Source organism: Aeromonas enteropelogenes, from assembly GCF_000819845.1.
In the GTDB taxonomy this organism is placed as follows: domain Bacteria; phylum Pseudomonadota; class Gammaproteobacteria; order Enterobacterales; family Aeromonadaceae; genus Aeromonas; species Aeromonas enteropelogenes.
The window spans coordinates 74,639-100,012 of sequence record NZ_CDCG01000006.1; the positions used below are offsets into that span (position 1 = coordinate 74,639).

22 protein-coding genes and 1 tRNA gene are annotated in these 25,374 nt (G+C 56.6%); 10 read left to right on the forward strand and 13 right to left on the reverse strand.

The genetic code is table 11. The annotated features are described in order from the left end of the window. Positions 1-588: 588 nt before the first annotated feature. The 3 genes from pntB to yqhD all read right to left on the reverse strand — a co-directional run bounded on the left by pntB (position 589) and on the right by yqhD (position 5,281). Positions 589-2,073 (reverse strand): Re/Si-specific NAD(P)(+) transhydrogenase subunit beta, encoded by a 1,485-nt coding sequence (gene pntB, locus BN1123_RS02940; protein ID WP_042025258.1) that lies wholly within the window; start codon positions 2,071-2,073, stop codon positions 589-591. A gap of 11 nt (positions 2,074-2,084) precedes the next feature. Beyond that, a complete protein-coding gene (gene pntA / locus BN1123_RS02945) occupies positions 2,085-3,611 on the reverse strand; it encodes a Re/Si-specific NAD(P)(+) transhydrogenase subunit alpha (RefSeq protein ID WP_042025260.1) in 1,527 nt (508 codons plus the stop codon). 506 nt (positions 3,612-4,117) lie between these two features. Further along, entirely contained in the window at positions 4,118-5,281 is a 1,164-nt protein-coding gene (yqhD, locus tag BN1123_RS02950; protein ID WP_042025261.1) for an alcohol dehydrogenase, read from the reverse strand. A gap of 146 nt (positions 5,282-5,427) precedes the next feature. On the opposite strand from yqhD, the gene BN1123_RS02955 reads away from it, so the two are divergent. Further along, on the forward strand, positions 5,428-6,330 hold the full coding sequence (locus tag BN1123_RS02955; RefSeq protein ID WP_042025262.1) for an AraC family transcriptional regulator: 903 nt from the start codon (positions 5,428-5,430) through the stop codon (positions 6,328-6,330). A gap of 17 nt (positions 6,331-6,347) precedes the next feature. Continuing rightward, positions 6,348-6,860 (forward strand): lipocalin family protein, encoded by a 513-nt coding sequence (locus BN1123_RS02960; protein WP_042025263.1) that lies wholly within the window; start codon positions 6,348-6,350, stop codon positions 6,858-6,860. Between the two features lie 61 nt (positions 6,861-6,921). Here the strand turns inward: BN1123_RS02960 and BN1123_RS02965 are convergent, their stop codons facing one another. Continuing rightward, complete coding sequence (locus BN1123_RS02965) at positions 6,922-8,814, reverse strand: methyl-accepting chemotaxis protein (protein WP_042025264.1); 1,893 nt, start codon at positions 8,812-8,814, stop codon at positions 6,922-6,924. Positions 8,815-9,083: 269 nt separating this feature from the next. Then, positions 9,084-9,160, reverse strand: a tRNA-Trp gene (locus BN1123_RS02970). Positions 9,161-9,361: 201 nt separating this feature from the next. Here BN1123_RS02970 and BN1123_RS02975 point away from each other — a divergent pair. The 4 genes from BN1123_RS02975 (at position 9,362) to BN1123_RS02990 (ending at position 12,266) form a co-directional block, all read left to right on the forward strand. Then, positions 9,362-9,904, forward strand: a complete 543-nt coding sequence (locus BN1123_RS02975; RefSeq protein WP_042025265.1) for a hypothetical protein — start codon at positions 9,362-9,364, stop codon at positions 9,902-9,904. 274 nt (positions 9,905-10,178) lie between these two features. Continuing rightward, positions 10,179-11,099 carry an aspartate carbamoyltransferase gene (gene pyrB, locus BN1123_RS02980; RefSeq protein ID WP_042025267.1) on the forward strand — a complete coding sequence of 307 codons (921 nt, stop codon included), beginning with the start codon at positions 10,179-10,181 and terminating at the stop codon, positions 11,097-11,099. A gap of 10 nt (positions 11,100-11,109) precedes the next feature. Continuing rightward, positions 11,110-11,574 (forward strand): aspartate carbamoyltransferase regulatory subunit, encoded by a 465-nt coding sequence (gene pyrI, locus BN1123_RS02985; protein ID WP_026455957.1) that lies wholly within the window; start codon positions 11,110-11,112, stop codon positions 11,572-11,574. Between the two features lie 200 nt (positions 11,575-11,774). Then, the gene (locus BN1123_RS02990) at positions 11,775-12,266 is read left to right on the forward strand and encodes an arginine repressor (RefSeq protein WP_042025268.1); all 492 of its coding nucleotides are present in this window, start codon (positions 11,775-11,777) and stop codon (positions 12,264-12,266) included. 186 nt (positions 12,267-12,452) lie between these two features. Here BN1123_RS02990 and BN1123_RS02995 read toward each other — a convergent pair whose 3' ends face one another. The 4 genes from BN1123_RS02995 to arcA all read right to left on the reverse strand — a co-directional run bounded on the left by BN1123_RS02995 (position 12,453) and on the right by arcA (position 17,242). After that, on the reverse strand, positions 12,453-13,856 hold the full coding sequence (locus tag BN1123_RS02995; protein WP_042025269.1) for a YfcC family protein: 1,404 nt from the start codon (positions 13,854-13,856) through the stop codon (positions 12,453-12,455). Positions 13,857-13,978: 122 nt separating this feature from the next. Next, complete coding sequence (gene argF / locus BN1123_RS03000) at positions 13,979-14,983, reverse strand: ornithine carbamoyltransferase (protein WP_042025270.1); 1,005 nt, start codon at positions 14,981-14,983, stop codon at positions 13,979-13,981. A 49-nt stretch (positions 14,984-15,032) separates the two neighbouring features. Beyond that, positions 15,033-15,959 (reverse strand): carbamate kinase, encoded by a 927-nt coding sequence (arcC, locus tag BN1123_RS03005; protein WP_026456278.1) that lies wholly within the window; start codon positions 15,957-15,959, stop codon positions 15,033-15,035. A 62-nt stretch (positions 15,960-16,021) separates the two neighbouring features. Continuing rightward, a complete protein-coding gene (gene arcA / locus BN1123_RS03010) occupies positions 16,022-17,242 on the reverse strand; it encodes an arginine deiminase (RefSeq protein WP_026456279.1) in 1,221 nt (406 codons plus the stop codon). 748 nt (positions 17,243-17,990) lie between these two features. Here arcA and BN1123_RS21625 point away from each other — a divergent pair. The 3 genes from BN1123_RS21625 to BN1123_RS03020 all read left to right on the forward strand — a co-directional run bounded on the left by BN1123_RS21625 (position 17,991) and on the right by BN1123_RS03020 (position 19,282). Further along, positions 17,991-18,167 carry a hypothetical protein gene (locus BN1123_RS21625; protein ID WP_197064432.1) on the forward strand — a complete coding sequence of 59 codons (177 nt, stop codon included), beginning with the start codon at positions 17,991-17,993 and terminating at the stop codon, positions 18,165-18,167. A gap of 97 nt (positions 18,168-18,264) precedes the next feature. Continuing rightward, on the forward strand, positions 18,265-18,912 hold the full coding sequence (locus BN1123_RS03015; protein ID WP_026456280.1) for an AAA family ATPase: 648 nt from the start codon (positions 18,265-18,267) through the stop codon (positions 18,910-18,912). A gap of 1 nt (position 18,913) precedes the next feature. Next, positions 18,914-19,282, forward strand: a complete 369-nt coding sequence (locus BN1123_RS03020) for a hypothetical protein (protein ID WP_042025272.1) — start codon at positions 18,914-18,916, stop codon at positions 19,280-19,282. 665 nt (positions 19,283-19,947) lie between these two features. Here the strand turns inward: BN1123_RS03020 and hemN are convergent. The 4 genes from hemN to BN1123_RS03040 form a co-directional block, all read right to left on the reverse strand. Next, on the reverse strand, positions 19,948-21,321 hold the full coding sequence (gene hemN / locus BN1123_RS03025) for an oxygen-independent coproporphyrinogen III oxidase (protein ID WP_042025273.1): 1,374 nt from the start codon (positions 21,319-21,321) through the stop codon (positions 19,948-19,950). Between the two features lie 31 nt (positions 21,322-21,352). After that, positions 21,353-21,793 (reverse strand): DUF2489 domain-containing protein, encoded by a 441-nt coding sequence (locus BN1123_RS03030; RefSeq protein WP_042025274.1) that lies wholly within the window; start codon positions 21,791-21,793, stop codon positions 21,353-21,355. Between the two features lie 11 nt (positions 21,794-21,804). After that, the gene (gene yihI, locus BN1123_RS03035; protein ID WP_042025276.1) at positions 21,805-22,377 is read right to left on the reverse strand and encodes a Der GTPase-activating protein YihI; all 573 of its coding nucleotides are present in this window, start codon (positions 22,375-22,377) and stop codon (positions 21,805-21,807) included. Between the two features lie 824 nt (positions 22,378-23,201). Beyond that, on the reverse strand, positions 23,202-23,819 hold the full coding sequence (locus tag BN1123_RS03040) for a c-type cytochrome (protein ID WP_026456285.1): 618 nt from the start codon (positions 23,817-23,819) through the stop codon (positions 23,202-23,204). Between the two features lie 142 nt (positions 23,820-23,961). Here BN1123_RS03040 and yihA point away from each other — a divergent pair, with 142 nt between their 5' ends. Next, positions 23,962-24,618 (forward strand): ribosome biogenesis GTP-binding protein YihA/YsxC, encoded by a 657-nt coding sequence (gene yihA, locus BN1123_RS03045; protein WP_026456286.1) that lies wholly within the window; start codon positions 23,962-23,964, stop codon positions 24,616-24,618. Positions 24,619-25,374 lie beyond the last annotated feature (756 nt).

Here is a 25,374-nt window from a genome sequence, read left to right on the forward strand (position 1 = left end):
CCGCGCTCTTCCGCTCCCGCCTGCGCGGCTCATCAAATAAATTTTTTGCAAAAGTGGATTACCGCAAAACCATATGCCCAGGCCGCGCCAGATAAAGGATCTCGGGCGTGTTGAGGATCTGCAAAGAAGGATCTTTTTTTCACTGTTTTGCAGTTATTGCCACCGGATTTAAGCAGGTGAAGAAATGCAAGTTGTTGATTTTTCTGGGGCGTGCGTGTTTTCCGTGTGGATTGGGACGATCTCGGGGGATCTCGTTGTGCGCGGCAGAATTGGCTAAAGCTCTTATATTTCAGTTTGTTAGGTTCATATTGAGTGATTGTGGAAACTGAAATTTTGAAACAGCACAGAGCAGGAAGGGAGATGCGCCGAGTGCACCACGGAAAAGAGGTTTTTTACTATTTGTGTCCGGTCACGCTATGCGTTCACTGCGCAACGCATAAGGATGTGACAAGCGGGATTAAAGTGACAATAATGCCACAGGCGTGGACAATTTGTGGGCACACAAAAAGAAAAAGCCAATAAAAACAATACCTTAAACAAACAAAAAAGGAGGCCGAAGCCTCCTTTTATTCGTGTTCTGACAGGCACTTACAGTGCTTTCAGGATAGCCTCGACGCTGGCCTTGGCATCGCCAAACAGCATCTGGGTGTTCTCCTTGAAGAACAGCGGGTTCTGCACACCGGCATAACCGGTATTCATGGAACGCTTGAAGCCGATGACGTTCTGCGCCTTCCACACTTCCAGCACCGGCATGCCGGCGATGGGGCTGCCCGGATCTTCCATGGCGGCCGGGTTGACGGTGTCGTTGGCACCGATCACCAGTACGGTATCGGTATCGCTGAAGTCTTCGTTGATCTCGTCCATTTCCAGCACGATGTCGTACGGGACCTTGGCTTCCGCCAGCAGCACGTTCATGTGACCCGGCAGACGACCGGCCACCGGGTGGATACCGAAGCGTACCTTGACGCCACGATCACGCAGCTTCTGGGTGATCTCGGCCACCGGATACTGGGCCTGCGCCACCGCCATGCCGTAACCCGGGGTGATGATGACGGAGCTGGAGCTCTTGAGCAGCTCGGCCACGTCTTCGGCGCTGGTCTCGCGGTACTCGCCCATCTCCTGGTCGCCGCTGGAGGCAACGCCGTCGGAGCCGAAGCCACCGGCGATCACGGAGATGAAGGAGCGGTTCATCGCTTTACACATGATGTAGGACAGGATGGCACCGGAAGAACCCACCAGGGCACCGGTGACGATCAGCAGGTCGTTGGAGAGCATAAAGCCCGCCGCCGCCGCCGCCCAACCGGAGTAGGAGTTCAGCATGGAGACCACCACCGGCATGTCGGCGCCGCCGATGGAGGCAACCAGGTGCCAGCCGAAGGCAAACGCGATCAGGGTCATCACCAGCAGGGCGAAGGTGGAGCCACCCGCGTTGACGAAGTAGATCATCAGCAGCACAGAGACCACCACGGCCAGCAGGTTCAGCTTGTGGCGGTGCGGCAGCATCAGCGGCTTGGAGGAGATGAGACCACGCAGCTTGCCGAACGCCACCACGGAACCGGTGAAGGTCACCGCACCGATGAAGACGCCCAGGAACACTTCAACCAGGTGGATGTTCAGCATGGCGCCGGTCAGGTGCTCAACTTGGGCCACGCTGGCCGCCTGTTCGAACGCCGCACGGGCGGCCGCCAGGGTGGCGTCCAGATTGGAGGTGATGGGCACCACCACCTCGGCCGGAGCCGACGGGTGCAGATCGATGAAGCTGTTAAAGCCCACCAGCACGGCCGCCATACCCACGAAGCTGTGCAGCACGGCTACCAGCTCGGGCATCTCGGTCATCTCGACCTTGAGTGCCAGACGCACGCCGATGGCACCGCCGATCACCATGGCCAGAATGATCCAGTGGACACCACTGGTTTCCGGGTTGAACACGGTGGCGAGCAGGGCGATGGCCATACCCGCGATACCGAACAGGTTGCCATGCTTGGCCGTCTCTTGCTTCGACAGTCCCGCGAGACTGAGGATGAAGAGCACGGCGGCAACGATATAGGATGCTGTTACCAGTCCTTGAGACACGTTAAACCCCCTTAATCCTTACGGAACATCTTCAGCATGCGCTGAGTGACGGTGAAGCCGCCGAAGATGTTGATACTGGCAATCAGCACGGCAATAAACGCCAGCGCGGTGACCAGAGTCGACCCTTGCCCGATCTGCAGCAGGGCACCGACCACGATAATGCCGGAGATGGCATTGGTGACCGACATCAGCGGCGTGTGCAGGGCGTGAGAGACGTTCCACACCACGTAGTAACCGACCACGCAGGCCAGAACGAACACGGTGAAGTGAGAGAGGAACGCGGCCGGCGCCACGGCAGCTACCCAGCCAAAGGCGGCGATGCCCAGGGCACCCCAGACAAATTTCTTGTTGGAGGGCTTGGCCTCTTCTTTCTTGGCAGCCGGTTTGGCGGCGGCCGGGCTCGAAGGGGCGGCAGAGACGGAGATGGCGGGCGGCGGGAAGGTCACTTCACCGGCCTGGATCACCGTCATGTTGCGCTGCACCACGTCTTCGAAGTTGATGGCGACGTTGCCGTCCTTCTCCTTGCACATCAGCTTCATCAGGTTCACCAGGTTGGTGCCGTAAAGCTGGGAGGATTGGGCAGGCAGACGACCCGGCAGATCGGTATAGCCGATCACCTTGACGCCACGATCGGTGACGTGCAGCTGGCCCGGCACCGTGTATTCGCAGTTGCCACCGGCCTGAGCGGCCATGTCCACGATCACCGAGCCCGGCTTCATGCTGTCGACCATCTCTTTGGTGATCAGCTTGGGTGCTGGCTTGCCCGGGATCAGGGCGGTGGTGATGATGATGTCCACCTCTTTGGCCTGCTGGGCGAACAGCTCCATCTCGGCCTTGATGAACTCTTCGCTCATCACCTTGGCATAACCATCGCTGGAGGAGCCATCCTCGCCACCGAAGTCCAGCTTGAGGAATTCCCCACCCATGGATTCGATCTGCTCGGCCACTTCCAGACGGGTGTCGAAAGCGCGCACGATGGCGCCGAGGGAGCCGGCGGTACCGATGGCGGCCAGACCGGCCACACCAGCACCGATCACCAGCACCTTGGCGGGCGGGACCTTACCGGCTGCGGTGATTTGACCGGTAAAGAAGCGGCCGAACTCGTGGGCGGCTTCCACCACGGCGCGATAGCCACCGATGTTGGCCATCGAGGAGAGGGCGTCGAGGGACTGGGCACGGGAGATCCGCGGCACCATGTCCATCGCCATCACATTGATGTTGCGCTCGGACAGCTTCTTGACCAGCTCGGGGTTCTGGGCGGGCCAGATGAAGCTCACCAGGGTGGCACCATCCTTAATTTGTGCGATCTCGGCATCGGTCGGCGCGTTGACCTTGAAGATAAGGTCGGCTTGCCAGACATTCGGCACCACGCTGGCACCGGCCGCCTCGAAGGCAGCATCATCGAAGCTGGCCAACTGGCCTGCGCCAGACTCGATGGCGACCTCGAAGCCGAGCTTTTTCAGCTGCTCGACGGTAGCCGGGGTCGCTGCGACCCGGGTTTCACCGGCGAGACTCTCTCTCGGTATTCCAATCTGCATGACTATTCCCTGATGGTTAATAAACAATCGCTGCCCAGTGTCTCATTTCTGACGAAACAAGACAGGACCAAAGTGCAGGTCCAGGGCTCTTTGTTATGAAAATCAGTAGGCTTTACCGCAACCTCCTGTCATGGTCAGGCCCCCGCTTTTCAGGCGCGAAGGTGATTAGTATCAAATTTTGGAGTTTTATTACAACCGCAGTCCCGACGGCGCTCGTACAGAATTCAGCCCATCCCTGGTCGCGATTAAAAAAAACAAACCAAATTAGAGGCTTATACCAGTAAAAACGGCTGAAAAAAGTGATCCAACCAGTCAAAAAAAATGTTTTACCGGCCCTCTATCTTAGCGTTTTTTGTTATTACGAAATCCGGCCGTGTCTCATTTTTCGCAACGAAATGCCATAAAGTAACAATTTAATAACGAAAGAGGGCCGTTCGACCGCCAAATGGCGGGCGTAGGCCCCACGTATTCAATCGTTTCGCGCAGATGATGGTAAGGGTATGCCGTTACCAGGCGGCTTCATAAATATGCTGACTCTGCACCAGGTCGATGTCGCCGTGCTCGCCGAGTCGGGTCATGCCGTGTTCCGCCAATTTGCCCAGCAAGGCATCGATGTCGAGCGAACCCAGATCGTAATCCCGCAGCCGGGTCTTGAGCCCCATCCGGGTGAAGAAGTCGCGGGTGGCGGCAATGGCCCCGTCGATGCGCTCCGCTTCGCTGCCCTCGCGCAGATCCCACACCCGCTCGGCGTATTGCAGCAGCTTGGCGTGTTTCTGCTCGCGCTTGGCCTCGAGCAGGGCAGGCAGCACTACCGCCAGGGTCTGGGCATGATCCAGGCCATAGAGTGCAGTGAGCTCGTGACCCAGCATGTGGGTGGCCCAGTCATGGGGCACACCGGCACCGATCAGGCCGTTGAGGGCCATGGTGGCACTCCACATGATGTTGGCGCGCACGTCGTAGTTTTCCGGCTCGGTCAGCGCCTTGGGCCCCTCCTCGATCAGAGTCAGCAGCAGCCCTTCGGCGAAGCGATCCTGCACCTTGGCGTTGACCGGGTAGGTGAGGTACTGCTCCAGAATGTGGATGAAGGCATCCACCACGCCGTTCGCCACCTGACGCGCCGGCAAGGTATAGGTGAGCACGGGGTCGAGCACGGCGAAGCGCGGCATCACGAAGGGGGAGAAGAAGTGCTGCTTGTCGCCGGTGCGCTTGCGAGTGATGACGGCCCCCATGTTCATCTCGGAGCCGGTGGCAGGCAGGGTCAGCACAGTGCCGAGCGGGATAGCGGAACGCACCTCGCTGCCGACCGTCTCGAGAATGTGCCAGGGATCCCTGGCCGGATCGTAAGGGGTAGCTGCGGCGATAAATTTGGTGCCATCCAGCACGGAACCGCCACCGACAGCGAGCAGGAAGTCGACCTTCTCGGCACGGGCCAGTTCGACCGCGCCCATCAGGGTCTCGTAGGCGGGGTTGGGCTCGATGCCGCCAAACTCGAACAGGGTCATGCCCGCCAGTTCAGTGCGGATCTGCGCCAGCAGGCCGCTGCGCACCACGCTGCCACCACCATAGGTGATGAGAACACGGGCATCGGCGGGCAGCTGCTCGCGCAGTTGGGCGATCTGGCCCTTGCCAAACAGGACCTTGGTCGGGGTATGCAGGGTAAAGTTGTTCATCGGTATCACCTTCTCTGACAGCTGTGCGGCAGGGCCGCGAAATCATGATTGCATTTTTCTCCTGAACAGCCATACCATCAAGGTCACATTCTGCTTTTTTATTGCCTATTTCTGCAAGCGCACCAATTTAAAGAACAAGGGGTTCCATGCCTGACCGTTACACCGACCTGGCCACCAGGCTGACTCGCCACGTCACCGCTCCCGGCATCACCCCCTCCCCGGTGGAGCAGGTGAACCTCATCTACACCACCGAGTACCATGGCCGTACCCCGGTGCTCTACCAGCCGCGGATGATAGTGATCCTGCAGGGGCACAAGGTGGGTTACCTGGCGGATCAGGTGTTTCGCTACGATCCCAACCATTATCTGCTGATGACCCTGCCGCTGCCTTGCGAGTGCGAATGCTTCGCCTCCTCCGAGCAGCCCCTCATCGGCTTCACCCTCGAGATCAATCTGGTCACCCTGCAGGAGTTGCTGCTGGAGTTGGGTGATGCCCTGCCCGCGCCGGCCCCGCAGAAGAGCGGCGTACACTCGGTTCCCATGTCTGAGGCCATGTTCTGCGCTGCCGAACGGCTGATCGATCTGATGGACAACCCCCTCCACGCCAGAGTGCTGGGGCCACAGACGGTGCGGGAAATGCTGTTCTATGCTCTTGGCGAGGGAGGTGGCCCGGCCCTGCAGGCGCTGGCCAACCGTCACAACCATGTGGGTCAGATCGCCCGGGTGCTGCGTATGATAGAGCAACGTTTCGCCGACAACCTGACCATGGAAGAGTTGGCGCGGGAGGTAAACATGAGCGTGTCTGCCTTCCACCACCACTTCAAGGCGGTCACCTCTACCTCACCGCTGCAGTACATCAAGTCGTTTCGCCTGCACAAGGCGCGCCTGATGATGCTGCATGACGGCGTCAAGGCGGGGGCGGCGGCTGCCCGGGTCGGTTACGAGAGCAACTCCCAGTTCAGCCGGGAGTTCAAACGCTTTTTCGGCAGTACGCCGACGGATCAGGCCTCCCGCTTCCGGGAAGGCCAGCTGCGTATCATCGAAGGATAACAAGAGAGGGACTACCCATGCGTTCACTGTTTTGTCTGCTTGCCACCTTGTTGCTGACGGCCTGCACCGGCCTTGCCGACGGCATTCGCCCGGTCACCGGCTTCCAGCTCGACCGCTATCTTGGCACCTGGTACGAAATCGCCCGCCTCGATCACGGCTTCGAGCGGGGACTGGAGCAGGTGAGCGCCACCTACAGCCTGCGGGACGATGGCGGCGTCAGGGTGATCAACCGCGGCAAGCAGAGCGATGGCAGCTGGCGCGAGGCCAAGGGCAAGGCCTACTTCGTCGATCGGCCGGATGAGGCCCGGCTCAAGGTGAGCTTCTTCGGGCCCTTCTATGGCGGCTACAACGTCATCGATCTTGACCCCGACTACCAGCTCTCCCTGGTGACCAGCTACAACCACGACTACCTCTGGATCCTCGCCCGCTCCCCCAATCCGCCCAAGGAGAAGGTGGCTGCGCTGGTCGCCAAGGCCAAGGGGCTGGGCTTTGCCACCGACCAGCTGATCTGGGTCAAGCAGACTCCCTGAATCGTCAGGATCAACAAGGGCAGCCCGCAGGCTGCCCTTTTTCATGAAAATAACCGGGAGGTCAGAGCCGGAAGCGGCCTATCTCCTGCTCCAGCCGCTCGGTCAGTGCCTTGAGCTCGGCCGCCTGGGCTGCTTCTGCACCTGCCTGCTCGGCCAGCTCCTGGGAGACATGGCGAATGTTCTCGGTGTTGCGACTGATCTCGCTGGTGACCGAGGTCTGCTCTTCGGCCGCCGCTGCGATCTGGGTCGCCATGTCGCTGATGGAGCCGATCGCCTCGTTGATCCGGGCCAGGCTGTGGTTGGCGGACTCGGCATCCTCCACGCTGGTGCCCGCCAGCTGACGGCTGGTCTCCATGCCGTCGACCGCGCGCCGGGTAGTCTGCTGCAGGGTCTCGATCATCTGCTGGATCTCGGCGGTAGAGTCGTGGGTGCGGCGCGACAGCACCCGTACTTCGTCCGCCACCACCGCAAAGCCGCGCCCCTGCTCACCAGCCCGGGCTGCTTCGATGGCGGCATTGAGCGCCAGCAGATTGGTCTGCTCGGCGATCCCGCTGATGGTCGCCAGAATGCCGCTGATCTTCTGGGCATGGGAATCCAGTTCATGGATGACCTGGCTGGCATCGGCCACTTCATCTGCGAGCCCGGTGATGCTGCGCTGGCTCTGGCCCACCTGGGATTGACCGGCGATGGCCAGCTGCACCGCTTCTCCGGCGGTAGTGGCCGCAAACTCGGCATTGCCGGCGATCTCCTGGGTGGCGGAGGCCATCTCGGTCACTGCGGTGGCCACCATGACGATCTCGTCCTGCTGCTGGCGTACCCGCTGACTACGGGCATGGGCGCCGGCGGCCTGGGTGCGGGACTGGCCAGCCAGCTCCAGGGTGACGTCCCGCAGCCGGCTGACGATGCCGTGCAAGCGGGCCACAAACTGGTTGAAGCTCTCGGCAAGCTGGCCCACCTCATCCTGACTGCGGGTCTTGATATGAACGGTGAGATCCCCCTCGCCATGGGCGATGTCGTGCAGGGCGTTTGCCACCCGGCCCAGATCCGCAAACAGATATTTGAACAGGGCGGTCAGCAGGGAACTGAACAGCAGCAACAACACCAGGGTCAACCCCATCAGTTGCCACAACAGGGTGGTGAGCGGCGCTTCCAGCACGTCGCGGTACATCACCATGGCGAGCAACCAGTCGGTACCGGGCACTGGCTGCACCGCCAGCAATACATCGCGACCATCTATGTTGGCGGCATGCAGCTCGCTGTTTTCACGTCCCCACTGCTGGAAGGTGGCGGCCGACAGATCAGGCGCCAGTTCGGAGACCTGCTTGAGTGCCAGCTTCTTGTTCGGGTGGCCGACAATCAGGCCGCTGTTGTCGAGCAGCATGGCGTAGCCTTCCCCCTGCACCTGCATCGCCAGCACTTCATCGATCAGCTTGTCGAGCGCCAGATTCGCCCCCACTGCCCCCACCAGCGTCCCCTGATGACGAACCGGCTCGGAGAGAGTCACCACCAGCTTCTGCATGGTGACGCTGACATAGGGGGCAGTGATGATGAGTTGGCCCGCCTTGAGCGCATCCTGATACCAGGGGCGCTCGCGAGGGTCATAGTTGCCGGTATTGAGCGAGGGATCCTGGCGGGTCATCACCCCCTGCTCCGAACCGAAATAGGTGAGCCCGAAGCCCCCCGAGGTGAAGGCCTGCTTCAGGTGAGGTACCAGTTCGGCCTGGGGATTGTCGGCGATCAGGCTGACCAGGGCGTGCACCACATTCTTGCGGTCCGCCATCCAGTCACCGATGGCCACCGAATAGGCGTGACCATAGTTGACCGCTTCGCTCTGGATGGCGTTCATGGTCCGGGATTTGAGGGTGTGAAATGCCACCACACCGAGCAGTGATGCCATCAGCAGCACCACGCCAAGGCTGGTTGCCAGCAATTTGCCGCGCAAAGAGAGTGTCATGACTACGAATCCTTGTTGTTGTATCGGGCAGGGAAAAGGCCCTACTCATTTGTGGTTATCGGCGGCGAGATGAACAGACTTTAGTGAATCTGTATATTTTCACATCCATCAACAACACAAGGCGCTATCGGTGAGAAAAGAGACAAAATTCCATGCTGACAAGCAGAGGTATGCCGCCAGATTGATGACAGCGACGCAGAGGGCAAATGGGGTCAAAGGAAGGTGCAGAAATGCGAAAGGCCAGCTCAATGAGCTGGCCTTTCTGAAAATGGCAGGGGCGGCAGGACTCGAACCCGCAACCATCGGTTTTGGAGACCGCTGTTCTACCAATTGGAACTACGCCCCTGCAACAAACGAGGCGTAGTATACAAAGTGGAGATCAAAGGTAAAGGCTTTTTTCACACTTTCGCTGCGATTGCACAAATCCCGAACAAGTCGCGGTGATTTGCGCAGCAATGCGGGATAACTTGCTGTATTTGCAGCCTCATCAGGGTAGGAATGGGCCATAAATGGGGGTAGGGTAAAGTGTGGAACAGGGAGGTTGTCCATGCTCAATTACCGATTGCTCCAGCAACTGGCGCCGCTTAACTTCAGGGATGAAAGCAAAACGGAGTCGCTGTCCGATTATCTCGCCCGGGTAGCCCCGCTGGTGCCCTTTATTCCGGAAAATGTGCTTTCTCAGTGGATTTATCGCCATTGGCGCGGTTTTGAGTCCAACTGGAGCTTTATCGATCTCGCCAACTACCGCTTCGAGTGTGAACGCTGGCCCACCGAGCGCCTGATCACCCAAGTCGATTCCCGTCATATGGAGGTGATCGAACGCTGGGGCGAGATGCTGCAAAACAATCGTTACGTGCGTCGCTCCTGGCTAGGTGACTACATGCTGGGCCATGGCACCTGGCCCGAACCCATCATAGTGCTGATCCCGGGGGAAGAGGATCACCACCCGAGTGGACAACCGCTGCCAGGTCCCTGTTGTCTGCTGGAGGGACACCACAGACTCGGTTATCTGCGCGCAATGGCCCGTGACAGCGAGCCATTGCAAAGCGAACACCAGGTGTGGGTTTGTCGGCAACTTCACGACACATAAACGTTTTTCAACACCAAAAAGGCATCTGAAATAAAATTTTGACAAATAAAAAACCAGCCCTATAATCTGTCCGGTTTTGAAAAAGGTCGGGACATAAGATGCCGTTTTTATTGCAAACAACAGCCTTGCAAACGGGTGGAACACACCAGTGCGGCCCCGTTGTTTCCGGTTTCCGACCCAAAGATCTCCCGTTATTTTTTGAAAAAAGCCCCTGTTTCAGGGGCTTTTTTTTGTGCCTGAAAAACCTTCATTGATGCCAAAGGGAATGCAGACGATGACCAATCCACTCTATAAGAAACATGTCATCTCCATCTCGGACCTGACCCGGCCCGAAATGGAACTGGTAGTCGAAACCGCACAACGGTTGAAGGCTGAACCCAACACCAGCCTGTTGCAAAACAAGCTGGTCGCCAGCTGCTTCTTCGAAGCGTCAACCCGTACCCGCCTCTCGTTCGAGACTGCGGTCCAGCGCCTGGGCGGCAACATCATCGGCTTTGCCGACGGTGGCAACACCAGCGCCAAGAAGGGCGAGACCCTGGCCGACTCCATCAAGATCATCGGCTCCTACAGCGATGCGGTAGTGATGCGCCACCCGAAGGAAGGCGCAGCTCGCCTCGCCTCCGAGTTCTCTCGCGTGCCGGTCATCAATGGCGGTGATGGTTCCAACCAGCATCCGACCCAGACCCTGCTCGACCTCTTCTCCATCCGCGAGACCCAGGGCAAGCTGGACGGCCTCAACGTCGCCTTCGTCGGTGACCTGAAATATGGCCGCACCGTGCACTCCCTGGCTCAGGCCTTAAGCCTGTTCAACTGCCGTTTCTTCTTCATCTCCCCGGAAGCGCTGGCGATGCCGGACTACATCTGCGAGGAGCTGGAAGAGAAAGGCATCCAGTTCAGCGTCCACGAGACCATGGAAGAGGTGATGCCCGAGCTGGACATCCTCTACATGACCCGCGTCCAGAAAGAGCGCTTCGACGAGACCGAATACAAGCACATGGCCGCCAAGTTCGTGCTGGAAGTGGCCACCCTGGAAGGGGCCAAGCCCACCATGAAGATCCTGCACCCCCTGCCCCGCGTCGACGAGATCGATGTGGCGGTCGACAAGACTCCCCACGCCTACTACTTCGAGCAGGCGGAAAACGGGGTCTATGCACGCCAGGCTCTGCTGGCACTGGTACTGAACGAAACTGTCTGAGGGGAACATCATGTCTGAGAAGAACCAACTGCAAGTCGAAGCCATCCGTCACGGCTCCGTCATCGACCACGTCCCCGCCGGCCAGGGCATCAAGATCCTCAAGCTGTTCCAGCTGGTGGAGACCCAGGAGCGGATCACCGTCGGCTTCAACCTGAAATCCGGCGCGCTGGGCAAGAAAGACCTCATCAAGATCGAGAACACCCGCCTGACCGAACAGCAGGCCAACCAGCTGGCGCTGTTCGCCCCCAAGGCGACCGTCAATATCATCGAAGACTTCAACGTGGTGAAGAAGCACCAGCTGGAACTGCCCGAGTTCATCGCCGGCGTGTTCCACTGCCCCAACTCCAACTGCATCTCCCACAACGAGCCGGTGGACAGCTACTTCCGGGTACGCGAGGTAAAAGGCGTGGTCCGGATGAAGTGCAAGTACTGCGAGAAATCCTTCACCCAGGATATCGTCAGCGAGCGTTATTGATATCTGAATGGGCCCTACGGGGCCCATTTTTGAACCCTGTCACATCACCAGATTCCCAGTCAGTTATAATTTGCCATCCAAAGATGGTTATCCCAGCTCATTCCCTGCCAGCATCATGATTGCCAGTATTTTTTGCTGCTAACCAGCGAATATGGCAGATATCGAGCACTTGTTTCCTGTCATCGTCAAAGGAAGTTGCCGTGGTCAAAACACTCAGCCGCCCCGTTGCCCAGGAGCCCGAACTGGCCCAGCTGGATGCCTGTCGCCAGATCATCGGCCAGCACTGTTACAGCACTCAGGAAGAGATCCGTCGCGAGCTGTCGGAGCGCGGCTTCGCCGATATCAGCCAGTCCACCATCTCCCGTCTGCTGCGCCGCCTCGGCGTCGCCAAGGCGCAAAATGCCAACGGCAAGAAGGTCTACACCCTGGTGGACGAACAGCTGGAACCGGCCGGCAGCACCCGCTCCATCCACGAGATGGTGCGCGCCGTGGTGCACAATCAGCAGATGGTGCTGATCCATACCACTCCGGGCGCCGCCACCGTGGTGGCCCGTCTGCTGGATCGCAACGCCAACCCGGAGATCATGGGCGCCGTCGCGGGCAACGACGTGGTACTGGTCGCCCCCCGCCACATCAGCCGCACCCGCCAGGCCCATGCCGCCGTGGTGCGTACCCTGGAGCAGGCGCGCTAGGCCCTCCCCCGCATGCAGCGAGGCGACCCCAGGGTCGCCTTTTTATTGCCCGCTTGTCACCGGGAGCGCTCTTCCGCTTCGCTTGCCCCTCCCCTTATGACCCAGGCGATAGAACCACAGCCGCCTGTTGCACATATAAAAAAACGGGAGCCTGCAGGCTCCCGTTTGAATATGGAAAGAGGGTGGTCAGATCAGGGTACCCACGCTCAGGCAGACCACGATCAGTATGGTCAGGATGCCGAGCAGCGGTGCCACCCACTTCAGCCAGCGCACATACGGCACCTTGGCGATAGCCAGGCCACCCATGACCACGGCGGAGGTCGGGGTTACCAGATTCACCAGACCGGAGGCGGACTGATAGGCAGTCACTACCAGGTCGCGGCCCACGTTGGCGAAGTCGGCCAGCGGCGCCATGATCGGCATGGTCAGCACAGCCAGACCGGAAGAGGACGGCACCAGGAAGGAGAGCACCACTTCCAGCGCGAACATCACGTTGATGAATACCACGGTGGAGAGGCCGGTCACGATCCCTTCTGCGCTGTTCAGGATGGTGTGGGTGATCATGCCGTTGTCCATCACCACCACGATACCGCGGGCGATACCGATGATGAGGGCCACACCGAGCAGGTCGCGGGCACCGTCAATAAAGTTGGAGGTCAGCTCTTCCTCGCTCATGCGGGAGATGAGGCCCACGATGATGGCGGAAGCCAGGAACACACCGGAAATCTCGGCCATCCACCAGCCCAGTACGGCCACACCGTAGATCATCACGGCGAAGGCTGCGACGAAGATACCCAGCACGATTTTGCGGGTAGTGGTGAACTCCAGCATCTCGTCGCTCTTGTTGCCGAGGAAGTGGGCACGGTTCTCTTCCCACTTGTCAGCCACCAGGGACTTGCTTGGATCGTTGCGCACCATCTTGGCGTAACGCATCACGTAGGCAACGCAGATCAGCCAGCCGGCGATCAGCATGGCCACGCGCAGCCAGATACCGTCGGTGAAGGAGATGCCGGCGGCGTTGGCGGCGATAACGGTAGCAAACGGGTTGATGGTGGAGCCCAGGGTACCGATACCGGCACCGAGCAGCACGGTGGCGGCGGCGACGACCGGGTCAAAACGGGCGGCCATCATCACCGGTACCAGCAGGGTGTAGAACGGCAGGGACTCTTCCGCCATGCCGTAGATGGTGCCCCCTGCGGCGAACAGCGCCATCAGGATGGGGATCATCCACTCTTCGCGGCCGCGCAGGCGAGCGGTGACACGCTCGATACCGGCGTCGATGGCGCCAGTCTTGGTCACGATGCCGAGAAAGCCACCGATGATCAGGATAAAGAGGGAGACGTCGATGGCGCCTGCCTCATAGGTATCGTGGTTGTAGAGACCATCGATAGGGGCCAGCAGCACGTCGACGATCCCCTGGGGATTGCTCTCAACCTGCTTGTAGGTACCCGCCACCGGCACTTCCTTGCCGAGGGCTTCGTTCATGGTCATCTCGTATTTGCCGGCAGGCACTACCCAGCTCAGGGCGGCTACCAGGGCGATCAGCACAAACAGTATCGTGTAGGCTGACGGGAACTTGAATTTGGTCATGGTCCAGCTTCCTTCTGTGGTGTGGTATCCATGCTGGCTGCGGGTTGTAGGGTTAGAGGTATTATTCCGCTGTCACATGGTCGAAAAGCCGGGGGTCACCCCCCGGCACCACTACTGCGACCTTAGTCGCCCAGCGTAGCAACCATCACTGCCTTGATGGTGTGCATCCGGTTTTCGGCCTCGTCGAACACGATGCTGTGCTCGGATTCGAACACGTCCTCGGTCACTTCCAAGCCTTTCATGCCATATTTGTCAGCCACTTCCTTGCCCATGGTGGTTTCATCGTTGTGGAACGCCGGCAGGCAGTGCATGAACTTCACATCCGGGTTCTTGGTGGCGTTGATGACGTCCATGTTGACCTGATACGGAGTCATCAGTTTGACGCGCTGATCCCAGGCTTCTTTCGCTTCACCCATGGATACCCAGACGTCGGTGTAAAGGAAGTCGGCACCCAGCACGCCCTCTTTCACATCTTCGGTCAGGTGGATACGGGCACCGGTCTCTTCGGCGATCTGGCGGCACTGGGCAACCAGCTCTTCTTCCGGCCAGAAGGCTTTCGGAGCAACCAGGCGGATGTCCATGCCCATCTTGGCAGCGCCGACCATCAGGGAGTTACCCATGTTGTTGCGGGCATCACCCAGGTAGGCGAACTTGATTTGATCCAGACGCTTGCCCTTGCCGTGCTCCAGCATGGTCATGAAGTCGGCCAGAATCTGGGTCGGGTGGAACTCGTTGGTCAGGCCGTTCCATACCGGTACACCGGCATAGGCACCCAGCTCTTCCACGATTTCCTGGCCGTAGCCACGGTATTCGATACCGTCATACATGCGGCCCAGTACACGGGCGGTGTCCTTCATGGACTCCTTGTGACCGATCTGGGAACCGCTCGGGCCAAGGTAGGAAACCTGGGCCCCCTGGTCGAAGGCCGCCACTTCAAAGGCACAACGGGTACGGGTAGAGGTTTTTTCGAAGATCAGGGCGATGTTTTTGCCGACCAGGTGCTTGCGCTCGTAGCCACCGTATTTGGCTTTTTTCAGGTCGATGGCCAGGTCGATCATGTATTGGATTTCGCGCGGGGTGAAGTCCAGCAGTTTCAGGAAGTTACGGTTACGCAGATTAAAAGCCATGATGAGTTCTCTCTATATTTATTCAGACCAAGTAGGGCAGTGTTATTGACTACGCATTCACGGTGCGAGTGGCGACGATGTTGGTACCGGCTTCACCCTTGAGGATGGCCAGGCCATCTTCCAGAGAACCGATCCCGACCATGCCACCGGTCGCTTTGACAAATTCACAGGACGCTTCGATCTTCGGCCCCATGGAACCGGCATCGAACTTGACCCCTGCCAGCTCGTCCGGGCTGGTCACCCGCAGCGGGTGCTGGGTCGGCTTGCCCCAATCCAGATAGACGGCATCGGCATCGGTCAGGATCAGCAGGGCGTCGGCCTTGATCTGCTTGGCCAGGTAGGCGGCAGACATATCCTTGTCGATGACGGCTTCGATACCGGTCAGGGTCTGACCGTTCCAGGTCACCGGAATACCACCACCACCGGTACAGATGATGAGGTGGCCCTGGGCGATCAGGGTTTCGATGGCATCGCCTTCCACGATCCGCTGGGGCAGCGGGGACGGCACCACGCGACGGAAGAACTTGCCGTCAGCCTTGACCACCCAGTGCTTCTCTTCGGCCAGGGTGCGGGCTTCGGCTTCTTCATAGACGGGGCCGATAAATTTGGTCGGATTGGCGAACGCCGGATCCTGCGGGTCTACCTGCACCTGGGTCAGCAGGGCGGTGACGTTGCGGCTCGGCATCAGGTTCTTCAGCTCCTGGATCAGCATGTAGCCGATCATGCCCTGGGACTCGGCGCCCAGCACATCCAGGGGATAGGGAGAAACCTTGGTATAGGCGCTATTTTGCAGGGCGAGCAGGCCGACTTGCGGGCCGTTGCCGTGCACCAGCACTACGTTGTACTCCTCGGCGATGCGAGCGATGGTCTTGGCGGCAGTTGCAATATTCTTGCGCTGGATGTCGGCTTCAAGCGGCTCACCACGACGGAGCAGTGCATTACCACCCAGAGCGACGACGACAGTTGGTTTTTTCATAGTGGTTGATCTCATGTGCTTGTCTGTGTGGCGCCAGCCTCTGCCGGCGCCACGCCGTATCATCAGATGCTGTCGCGTTCCATCGGGCAGCTCATGCAGCGGGCGCCGCCGCGGCCACGGCCCAGTTCTTCACCCGGGATGGGCAGAACTGTGATGCCAGCTTTGTCGTACTTCTCGTTGGTGTAGGTGTTGCGCTCGTAACCCACGACCACGCCAGGACGTACGGTCAGTACGTTGTTGGCATCGTTCCATTGCTCGCGCTCGGCCTCGAAGCTGTCGCCACCTGTGGTGATGAGCTTGAGCTGATCCACGCCCAGAGCCTTCTCGATGGCGGTAACGAAGTAACCCTCTTCCTTGATGTTCATGCCGGTAGCACCACCCGGAGTCAGGCTCCAGCAGTTCACATCTTTACGGATGACTTCCGGATAGACGGAGAAGGTGTCGATATCCATGTGGGTCATGACGGTATCCAGGTGCATGCAGCTGCGGTGTTTCGGCAGTTCCATGGCGATGACCTGTTTGGCCTGACCGTGTTTGAACAGGTTGCGGGCAAGGTGCTCAACCCCTTGCGGAGTGGTGCGCTCGGACATGCCGATGAGCACGGAGCCGCGGCCAATGACCAGTACGTCACCCCCTTCGATGGTGGAGTTGTCGTAGTCACGCTCCTCGTCACCGAAGTACTTGATGAAGTCCTGACCGGCGAACATGGGGTGCCAGCGGTAGATGGCCTTCACATGGTTGGTTTCGCGGCGACGAGCCGGTTTGGCCATCGGGTTGATGGAGACGCCACCATAGACCCAGCAGGAGGTGTCACGGGTAAAGAGGTGGTTGGGCAGTGGCTCGATGATGAAATCGGTCGGTGCGTGCATGCCGACTACCATGTTGACGCCACTGTAAGGCATCTCGGAGTAGGTCAGGCCACCGGAAAGAATGCGGGCCAGTTCGCGATGCGGCATGTCAGCCAGGAAGCAGCGCACATCGTTGGCAAAAGAAGTACCGAGGCGATAGTCGGAGACCTGGTTTTGCAGCAGCCAGGCTTTGGCTTCTGGCACATCCAGGGTTTCGGCCAGCAGATTGGTCAGCAGGAAAACTTCGACATTCTGATCGCGCAGCACCTGAGCGAATTTGTCATGCTCCTGACCGGCGCGTTCAACAGACAAGACGTCATCAAACAGCAGGTCCTGGCAGTTGGAGGGGGTCAGACGCTTCAGACTGAGGTTGGGGCGGTGCAACATGACACGGCGCAGTTGGCCAACTTCAGAACCTACATAAAATTTGCTCATGATTATATTCCGTTTAGCAGTGGTCCATGCGAGTGATTGAATAGATTCCTTCTATTCATGCTCGTGGCTAAGGCGGGATATTCTTTATGTAGGGTATTCGGCTTGTGTTCTATCCTGCCTTTGCCTTTCGAGAGCGAGGTTAGACCTGCCAATGAAGTTAAACTTAGACATTGATCACATTCACTCAGAACTGAATAAATTCACGAAGAGATCTTTGACTGGGGTAGCAGAAATGGCATTTCCCCATTCAGACAACTTGAATAGATAGCTAAAAAAACGCCTTTAAATTTCATAAATAAATCTATTTGATTCAATCGCCCCCTCTCTAAAGGGGTAATCCAAAACAATTAAATTGTTAAATTTCAATAAATTAACTTCATAATTAATTTTAATGTGAATTTTGCATTCACTTTTATGAATAATTCACTATTTTTATTCCGCTATCGAGAGAAATAAATAGTCATATTTCAAATTTTCACTGCATAAATCTTTTCTTGCTCCAGATCATGGCATTGTCGTCACGCCCCATGAGCCTTGCCTCATATCCTCCTCCTGATGCCTGTCTTGCTCCATGAATATGCACACAGCCAGCATCTTGCCAATCAACCATTCATCCTGCGACAGAGGGACCAGTTCGGCACTTTTTTCATTAATTGAATTTATTCATCCTCCTTGCGCCACTCCAAACCTCGGCTTAACTCAAAAAGTGATTTAGATCACATATAAACGGTGTTAACAAGGAGTCGTTATGAAGATGAAATCCTTACTGCTGCTCGCCAGCCTGTTGCTGCCCGTGGTACCGGGTATCAGTCTGGCGGAGGGAGCCCCAGCCATGCCCATGGTGGTCTGCCAGGTCGATCAGGCTCCCCAGATGCTGGTGCCCGAATATGTCTGCCGCTGGCAAGGTGGCATCCAGCGTTACTAGCCCGCTGCGCGAGAGGAGCCATCTCCTCTCGCCTTGTCTTGAAGAAAGCCCCTCCTATACTCAAAACAGCTGTGTCATCAGGGAAAGGGGCGCGACAATGATCCTGCTGGTTGGTGGAGAGAAGGGAGGCAGCGGCAAGAGTTGCCTGGCACAAAATCTGGCTGTCTATCTCAGGACCCAGTTTCAGGGGGAAGTGCTACTGGTGGACTGCGATCCGCAGCGCACCACCTCGGACTGGATCCAGGAACGCAACGACAATCCCGACCTACCCCAGATCAATTGCGTGCAGCTGTATGGCAATATCCGCAACGATCTCATCAGCCTGAAGAATCGCTACGACTACGTCATCGTCGATTGTGGCGGCCAGGATAACCGGGCATTGCGCTCCACCATGGCAGTCGCCACCCATGCCCTGATCCCCCTTCGCCCCAAACGCCGCGATCTCAAGACCCTGCCGCATATGGAAGATCTCATTACGACCTGCAAAATGGTCAATCCGACCCTCAATGCGGCCGTGGTGCTGACCCAGTGCCCCGCCCTACCCAACCAGGCAAAGCGTATTCTGGAGGCGAAGGAGGTCTGTGCATCGTTTGGCGTCGATGTACTCAATGCCATTACTTATGGCCGCAATGTCTACGACGACAGCGAGGAGAAGGGGCTCTCGGTAATGGAGATAGAACCGGATGGCAAATCCGCCGAGGAGATCCGGACCATCGCCAAAGAATTTCTGACATTGGGAGTGTGATATGGGCCTTGCCGATCTGAAGAAAAAGCACCAGTTGCATCACCAGAAGAAATTTACCGTCGACGAATTCATTGAGGACGCGGAGTTCTATGCCAAGGGCAAACCCAAGGTGGTCAGCCTGGAGCTAAGCCTGCACAGGGATGAGGCTCTCTCGGCGTTGGCATTCATCGAGCGCGGCGATCATCTGAAGCCCAGCTATAAAAAGGCTACCTTCTCCATGAGTACGGCGGCCATCAGCGAGCTGGGCAGCCTGACACAACAGGATGGCATGAACAAATCCCTGTTGCTGCGTCTTTTCACCCACTACTTCGCCTCCCTTAGCCCTGAGGAGCGCCAGACCATCTATGAGCGACTGAACCAGCAACTTTAATACCCTCTTTCACCTCGCCATTACCTATGGCATCCCTCCTGACTTCATTCCTGGCAAGCCCCCTATCCTGTTGCACCAGCAACCAACCAGCGCATGTAAGAGATCTGCCATACAAACCGTAAGCAAATGCCGTAAAAGCTCCTCGAAATAATCGGAAAAGGCGATCCTAAAAAATGACAACAACACACTTAATTAATTGTTTTCATACAAAAAATAAAAACATTAGCACTTTCTTAAATTAGCAAAATAAAAACGTTTTTCACCCTGGCGTTGTACGCAACCGGAAAATCCTTATAGTTACTCATGCACGGACGCGATGAAGTCGGTCAGGAAGACTGGCTGCTAGGGTTGGGCAAATGGACTCACCACAGGATGTGGTAAAGGACACCTCCCGGGATGGAGAAAGTGCGGCGAGAAAGGATGACTCGTCAGGCCAAGATGGCTAAAGGACACCCCAAAGGATTGGGAAGGGGAAACCTAAAGGAAGAGGTAAACAGTCAGGGATTGCAGGGAGCAACTTCGTTCAAGGATCTGAGCGATACGACTACCGGGGGCGACGCAAGTCGCCCCCATCTTTTTATCTGCGTTTTCCGCTCACCCCATATCGAGCGTGTTTCCCAGTCGCAAATACACAGCGGGCGCCAAATGGCGCCCGCTGTGTATTGTCAGATCACCCGCGAAAACTGCTGTTGGCGCGCCTTGTTACGCAAGTAGACATCGAAACACATGCAAATGTTGCGAATGAGTAGATGCCCCGTGGACGAAACTTCCAAGCCTTCATCGGTCATACGAACCAGGCCATCGTCGACAAAGGTCTGCAACAGCTTGAGGTCATCGGCGAAGTACTCTTTGAAAACCAGACCATGCTCTTGCTCTACCGCAGCAAAGTTCAGACGAAAATCGCAGATCAGCCGCTTGATTACCTCACGGCGGATTAGGTCATCCCGATTGAGCGAGCATCCCTTCCACTGGGCATGGCCCAGCTCGTTCACTTGGGCGTAATAAGCCTTGAGCTCTTTCTGGTTCTGGGAATAGGCATCGCCGATCATACTGATGGATGAAACCCCCAACCCCAACAGATCGCAGTCACCCTGAGTAGTATAGCCCTGGAAGTTGCGGTGCAGCTTGCCTTCACGCTGGGCTACGGCCAGCTCGTCATCAGGTTTGGCAAAGTGATCCATGCCGATAAACTGGTAACCCCGCCCGGTCAGGAAGGCGATGGTGTCCTGCAGCATGGCCAACTTCTCTTGTGGCGCAGGCATATCCTCTTCTTTCAGCTTGCGCTGGGCAGCAAAACGGCTTGGCAGATGCGCATAATTGAAGATGGAGAGACGCGCAGGATCCGTTTTGAGCACTTCTTTCAGGGTGTGATGGAAGCTGCTCTGATCCTGATGTGGCAGACCATAGATAAGGTCGAGGTTGGTAGAACGAAAACCGAGTTCACGCGCCCGCTCCAGCATGGCGCGAATAAAGTCGTTATCCTGTTCGCGATTGACGGCTAGCTGCACATCCTTGTTGAAGTCCTGCACACCCAGGCTGATGCGGTTGAAACCAACCTCCCGCAGTACATCCAGCATGGTGAGTTCGATCTCGCGGGGGTCGACCTCGATGCTGAACTCCCCCTGTTCGGCAAACCGGAAGTGTTCACGCAACATGCCCATCAAACGACGGGTTTGGGCTTCGTTTAGATAGGTTGGTGTACCACCTCCCCAATGCAGCTGGGTCACCAGACGATGTTTGAACAGGGGGGCCTGCGCCTTGATCTCTTGCTCAAGGTGATCAAGGTATTCATCGGCCTTGTGCTGGTGGCGAGTGATCACCTTGTTGCAACCGCAGTAATAGCAAAGCTTGTGGCAGAAAGGGATGTGCACGTAGAGCGACAGATTGCGTTCGGGATACTGACTGGCGGCCTGGACAAAATCGTCGTAACCGAAGCTCTCATTGAACTCCAGCGCGGTAGGATAGGAGGTATATCTCGGGCCACTGTAGTTGTATTTTTCGATCAGGGCCTGATCCCACACAATCTGTTCTGCTTGCACGCTCGCTTCCTCTCTTCTTGTTATTGACGGCTCACTGACTCAACTGCAGATCTTTCAACTGGGCGACATCCTTGAGGATCTGGGTCTCCAGCTCGGCTTCATAGCCACTGCGTTCAAGATCCAGCTTCATCACCTCGTTGCGTTTGAGCGCACGGCGTGCCTCGTGAGTCGGCATCTCTTTCACCTTCTCGTAGAGGCCATAAAGGCCCGGGAATTCAGCAGCAAAAGCGCGTCCTTCCTTGATCTGCAAGGCATCCAGCAGATTAGTCAGGCGAATAGCCCCTTCGGAATAATCACACTGTCCTTCCAACACGGCATGGGCGATCACTCGCACGCTATCCAGGATCCGCTCGTTACGCGCCTTGATCGCCTGTAACTGCATCTCTTGCTGCCGTTTCAACCGGGCCAGCAGCATGCCGGCATAAATCGCCAGACCTGACAAAATCAGGCCGCCCAACAGGGCGGCCAGCATCCATCCACTCATCACTTCTTCTTCGGTTCGGGTTGATAATCAACCTGGGTGAAACGATCCCACAGCTCCTCTTCAGAGGCCGGCTGTTGAGGTTCATCGTATTCAGCTTCCTCATCGGCGAAGGAGAACTCCTCTTCATCATCGTCGTTGTCGATGATGCCAAGTTCATCCATCAGCTCCTGATAACGATCAACACGCTGATCGACCCAGGCCTGCTCGGCGGCATCCAGCGTCTCACCGGCATCGAGACGATCCAGCAGGGCATTCAGACGATCATCATTCTCGATGGCCGCCAGTTCCTGCTCCGGAGTCATCGCCAGCTTCTTCTCTTTCACCGGCTTGGATGCTGCCGCCTTGATGCTCTTCTCTTCAACAATCAGAGCAATCGGCTTGCGAGAGCCGATACGGGGATCTTTTGCCTGTTTGGCGCCGGATTTTTTGCCTTGCTGTTCGACCTGCTGGCGAGAGCCCGCCTTCAGCCCCTTACGTTTGGCAGCCCGTTTACGCTCACGACCTTCCTGAGCACTGGCTTCTGATTCTTTGCGCTTGCCAGCAGGCTTGCGAGTGGGTTGTTTGGCAGACATGAATGGCTAACTCCGAAAATAACTTGGTTTGAACCCTATCCGGGGTGGTGTCACCCGGCGGGACACGATACGGGGAGCAGTGAGGCTGGAACAAGAGCAGGAACCCGCACCAATCCGGCCTTTTCAGGCCACTGAACACCGCAGGATCGGTATCCTCTGGGCATATTGCTGGTATTTTGACACAGAATGGCGGGCTGGGTTAATGACCCAACAGAAAAAAGGCAGCCGAAGCTGCCTTGATATGTGTATGCGAACACCTCCCGAAATGGCAAGACCGCGTATTTCATCCGTCCGTAACGGCAAATGATCACATCATATCCGGGTAGGGTCTTCCTGACCTTGTTATTGAGTCGTCCTGAATGTGCGTGTGCTTGCTTGACCCACGCCGACAACATCCTGTTATCGCGAAGGAGAATGCGCATCCCGCCCCCCCATCCCGCTCCGGAGATGGTCACCATCCTGATCCTTCAATCCCTTGCCGACTCCAAAGAGCCCATGGCGTCCACCATGCCTGACATCCTGTTGTCACTGCGTCCTGCAATGAGCCTTTCGGAGAAATCCTTTGCATTAATGGTATCAACACCATAAAGCGGCTCAATCACTCAGGGATCAATTCTATGCATCATAAAAGTGCATTTTCAATTTAACTACATGATTAATTGAGGCTATTTGAAAAGACACAGAGATATTTGAGCCTTGGCCGACCCGATAAATGGAAGATCTCTTACAAACAACAAGGACTATTACGAGAATGGAAAGGTGAAAGCAAAAACAACGGGGAGCAGAAGCTCCCCGTTATGCAACCCTACAATGCAATCGTCTAATCAGTGCAGTCCGGCAATATACTTGGACAACACATCGATATCTTGATCGGTCAGTTTCTTGGCCACATCGCGCATCATGCCATTCGGATCGTTATCCCGAGTGCCAGCACGGAACTTGGTCAACTGATCCTTGATGTAAGCCGGATGCTGCCCGGACAAATTCGGATACTTGGCCTGCTCAACTCCGGAACCGCGCGGACCATGACAGGCGGTACAGGCAGCCAAACCACGACTCAAGTCACCTCCCATATAGAGAGCCTTGCCTGCTTCGACGACATCGTCAGGGACGGCGATCGGCGTCACCTTCTGGCTGGAGAAATAAGCCGCCAGATCATCCATGTCCTGTTCAGACAAAGGCAATGCCATCGGCCCCATCACGGGCGCGACCCGACCAGTTTGGCCGGAAGCGGCTGCCTTGAGTTCAATCAACTGCTTTTTGATATATGATGCGTGCTGACCAGCAATTTTGGGGTACATATCAACCAGGCTGTTTCCGTCCGGTCCATGACAAGCCGCACAAACGGCAGCCTTGGTCTGTCCCGCAGCGGCATCGCCTGTGGCTTGTGCCATCCCCGTTACGCCAACCATCAGAGCAAGAGTAATGACTAGGTTCTTCATGGCGTTCCAACTTTTCGTTATTAGGCTTCCAGATCCCATGCCGCTGAAGGCATGTTAAAATAAACGCGTTTAAGCGACGCCATTTTACACTATTTTACAAAAAAGTAACTCCATAACCCTCTATCTCCATAGGGAATTTACGTTGGATACACAAATTCTGAATTTCAATAAGGTGCATTTTGTGACCAGCGCACCCGACATCCGCCACCTGCCAAATGATGGGGGTGTCGAGATCGCGTTTGCAGGCCGTTCCAATGCCGGCAAGTCATCTGCTTTGAACACCTTGACCAAACACAAGAACCTGGCTCGGACCAGTAAGACCCCAGGTCGTACCCAGCTCATCAATCTGTTCGAACTGGAACCGGGCAAACGCTTGGTCGACCTGCCAGGCTATGGTTATGCCCAGGTTCCGCTGGAAATGAAGCTCAAGTGGCAAAAGTCACTGGCAGAGTATCTGCAGCGTCGTGAGTCATTGAAAGGACTGGTGATCCTGATGGACATTCGCCACCCGCTCAAAGACACCGATATGAATATGCTGGAGTGGAGTACTCACCGCGAGTTGCCGGTAATGCTGCTGCTGACCAAGGCGGACAAATTGAGCCCGGGCCCCCGCAACAATCAGGTGATCAAGGTACGTCAAGCTGTTGCCAGCCTGGGTCCGCAGATCCAGGTGGAAGCCTTCTCGTCACTCAGCAATATCGGCGTAGAAAAGCTGGCGAAGACCCTGACCGACTGGTATCTGGCCGGTGCGGATGAAGGTCTCGTCGATGCCGACGAACAGGAGTCTAGCGAGGAGTAATCCGCTCCTCGTCTTTCCTTGCAATTGGCGGAGATCCCCCTCCGCTGATTGAAAGGGTTTCAGATTGATATTTTCTCTCCATTCTTTCTCCCTATCCCCACCCCTTAGTCGCATCAACAGAGTCATCCTTAATTATCAGATAGATAGAGATTTAATTCTCAAAGAGAATTAACATTTCAAAATTCTGATATCGTTTTCACACTGGTGCGTGCAAGAAGTAATAAAATCATCTAAAAAGACAATATTGTAATTTAATTACATTGCACGCACGAGACGGGATAAAAATGAGGCCGAATGACAGTGCTGTCACCCGGCCTGAAACAAGAAGTTCAAAAAATTGGGAAGAAGCTGATTCTTGAGAACCACGACGATAGGTATTTCCTCAAGAAGCACCTCATTCTAACAAATGCACTGACAAATTAAAGCATTTACTCTAAATGCTGCGCATAAAAAAACACCCCGACGAGAATCTCATCGGGGCTGCTATTCAGCCACATTCAATTACGTGAAATAAAAGGTCTGAAAGATAGAACATCTTACCTCTGTACCCTACGCCGAGAATCGTACAACAAAGCAGCAAAAAGTGAAAGGAATTTATGTAATTAAATTCCAAACACAAGATTGAACAAAAAATCTTTATTTTTCATTTAGATAAAAAAATCCCCAGTACGAATACCGGGGAGTTATAAAGGTGACTAGCTAGCACTTCCTCAACTATCTAGTTAGTCCACGGCGGGCCATGGAAGTTCCGACGCA

Coding starts and splice junctions, on each gene's coding strand:
- pyrB (WP_042025267.1), top strand. CDS start 10,179: ATGACCAATCCACTCTATAAGAAACATGTCATCTCCATCTCGGACCTG.
- BN1123_RS02975 (WP_042025265.1), top strand. CDS start 9,362: ATGCTCAATTACCGATTGCTCCAGCAACTGGCGCCGCTTAACTTCAGG.
- BN1123_RS02965 (WP_042025264.1), bottom strand. CDS start 8,814: ATGACACTCTCTTTGCGCGGCAAATTGCTGGCAACCAGCCTTGGCGTG.
- pyrI (WP_026455957.1), top strand. CDS start 11,110: ATGTCTGAGAAGAACCAACTGCAAGTCGAAGCCATCCGTCACGGCTCC.
- pntA (WP_042025260.1), bottom strand. CDS start 3,611: ATGCAGATTGGAATACCGAGAGAGAGTCTCGCCGGTGAAACCCGGGTC.
- BN1123_RS02955 (WP_042025262.1), top strand. CDS start 5,428: ATGCCTGACCGTTACACCGACCTGGCCACCAGGCTGACTCGCCACGTC.
- argF (WP_042025270.1), bottom strand. CDS start 14,983: ATGGCTTTTAATCTGCGTAACCGTAACTTCCTGAAACTGCTGGACTTC.
- arcC (WP_026456278.1), bottom strand. CDS start 15,959: ATGAAAAAACCAACTGTCGTCGTCGCTCTGGGTGGTAATGCACTGCTC.
- BN1123_RS03020 (WP_042025272.1), top strand. CDS start 18,914: ATGGGCCTTGCCGATCTGAAGAAAAAGCACCAGTTGCATCACCAGAAG.
- BN1123_RS03030 (WP_042025274.1), bottom strand. CDS start 21,793: ATGCTGGCCGCCCTGTTGGGCGGCCTGATTTTGTCAGGTCTGGCGATT.
- BN1123_RS02960 (WP_042025263.1), top strand. CDS start 6,348: ATGCGTTCACTGTTTTGTCTGCTTGCCACCTTGTTGCTGACGGCCTGC.
- yihI (WP_042025276.1), bottom strand. CDS start 22,377: ATGTCTGCCAAACAACCCACTCGCAAGCCTGCTGGCAAGCGCAAAGAA.
- arcA (WP_026456279.1), bottom strand. CDS start 17,242: ATGAGCAAATTTTATGTAGGTTCTGAAGTTGGCCAACTGCGCCGTGTC.
- BN1123_RS03015 (WP_026456280.1), top strand. CDS start 18,265: ATGATCCTGCTGGTTGGTGGAGAGAAGGGAGGCAGCGGCAAGAGTTGC.
- BN1123_RS02995 (WP_042025269.1), bottom strand. CDS start 13,856: ATGACCAAATTCAAGTTCCCGTCAGCCTACACGATACTGTTTGTGCTG.
- BN1123_RS21625 (WP_197064432.1), top strand. CDS start 17,991: ATGAAGATGAAATCCTTACTGCTGCTCGCCAGCCTGTTGCTGCCCGTG.
- BN1123_RS03040 (WP_026456285.1), bottom strand. CDS start 23,819: ATGAAGAACCTAGTCATTACTCTTGCTCTGATGGTTGGCGTAACGGGG.
- yqhD (WP_042025261.1), bottom strand. CDS start 5,281: ATGAACAACTTTACCCTGCATACCCCGACCAAGGTCCTGTTTGGCAAG.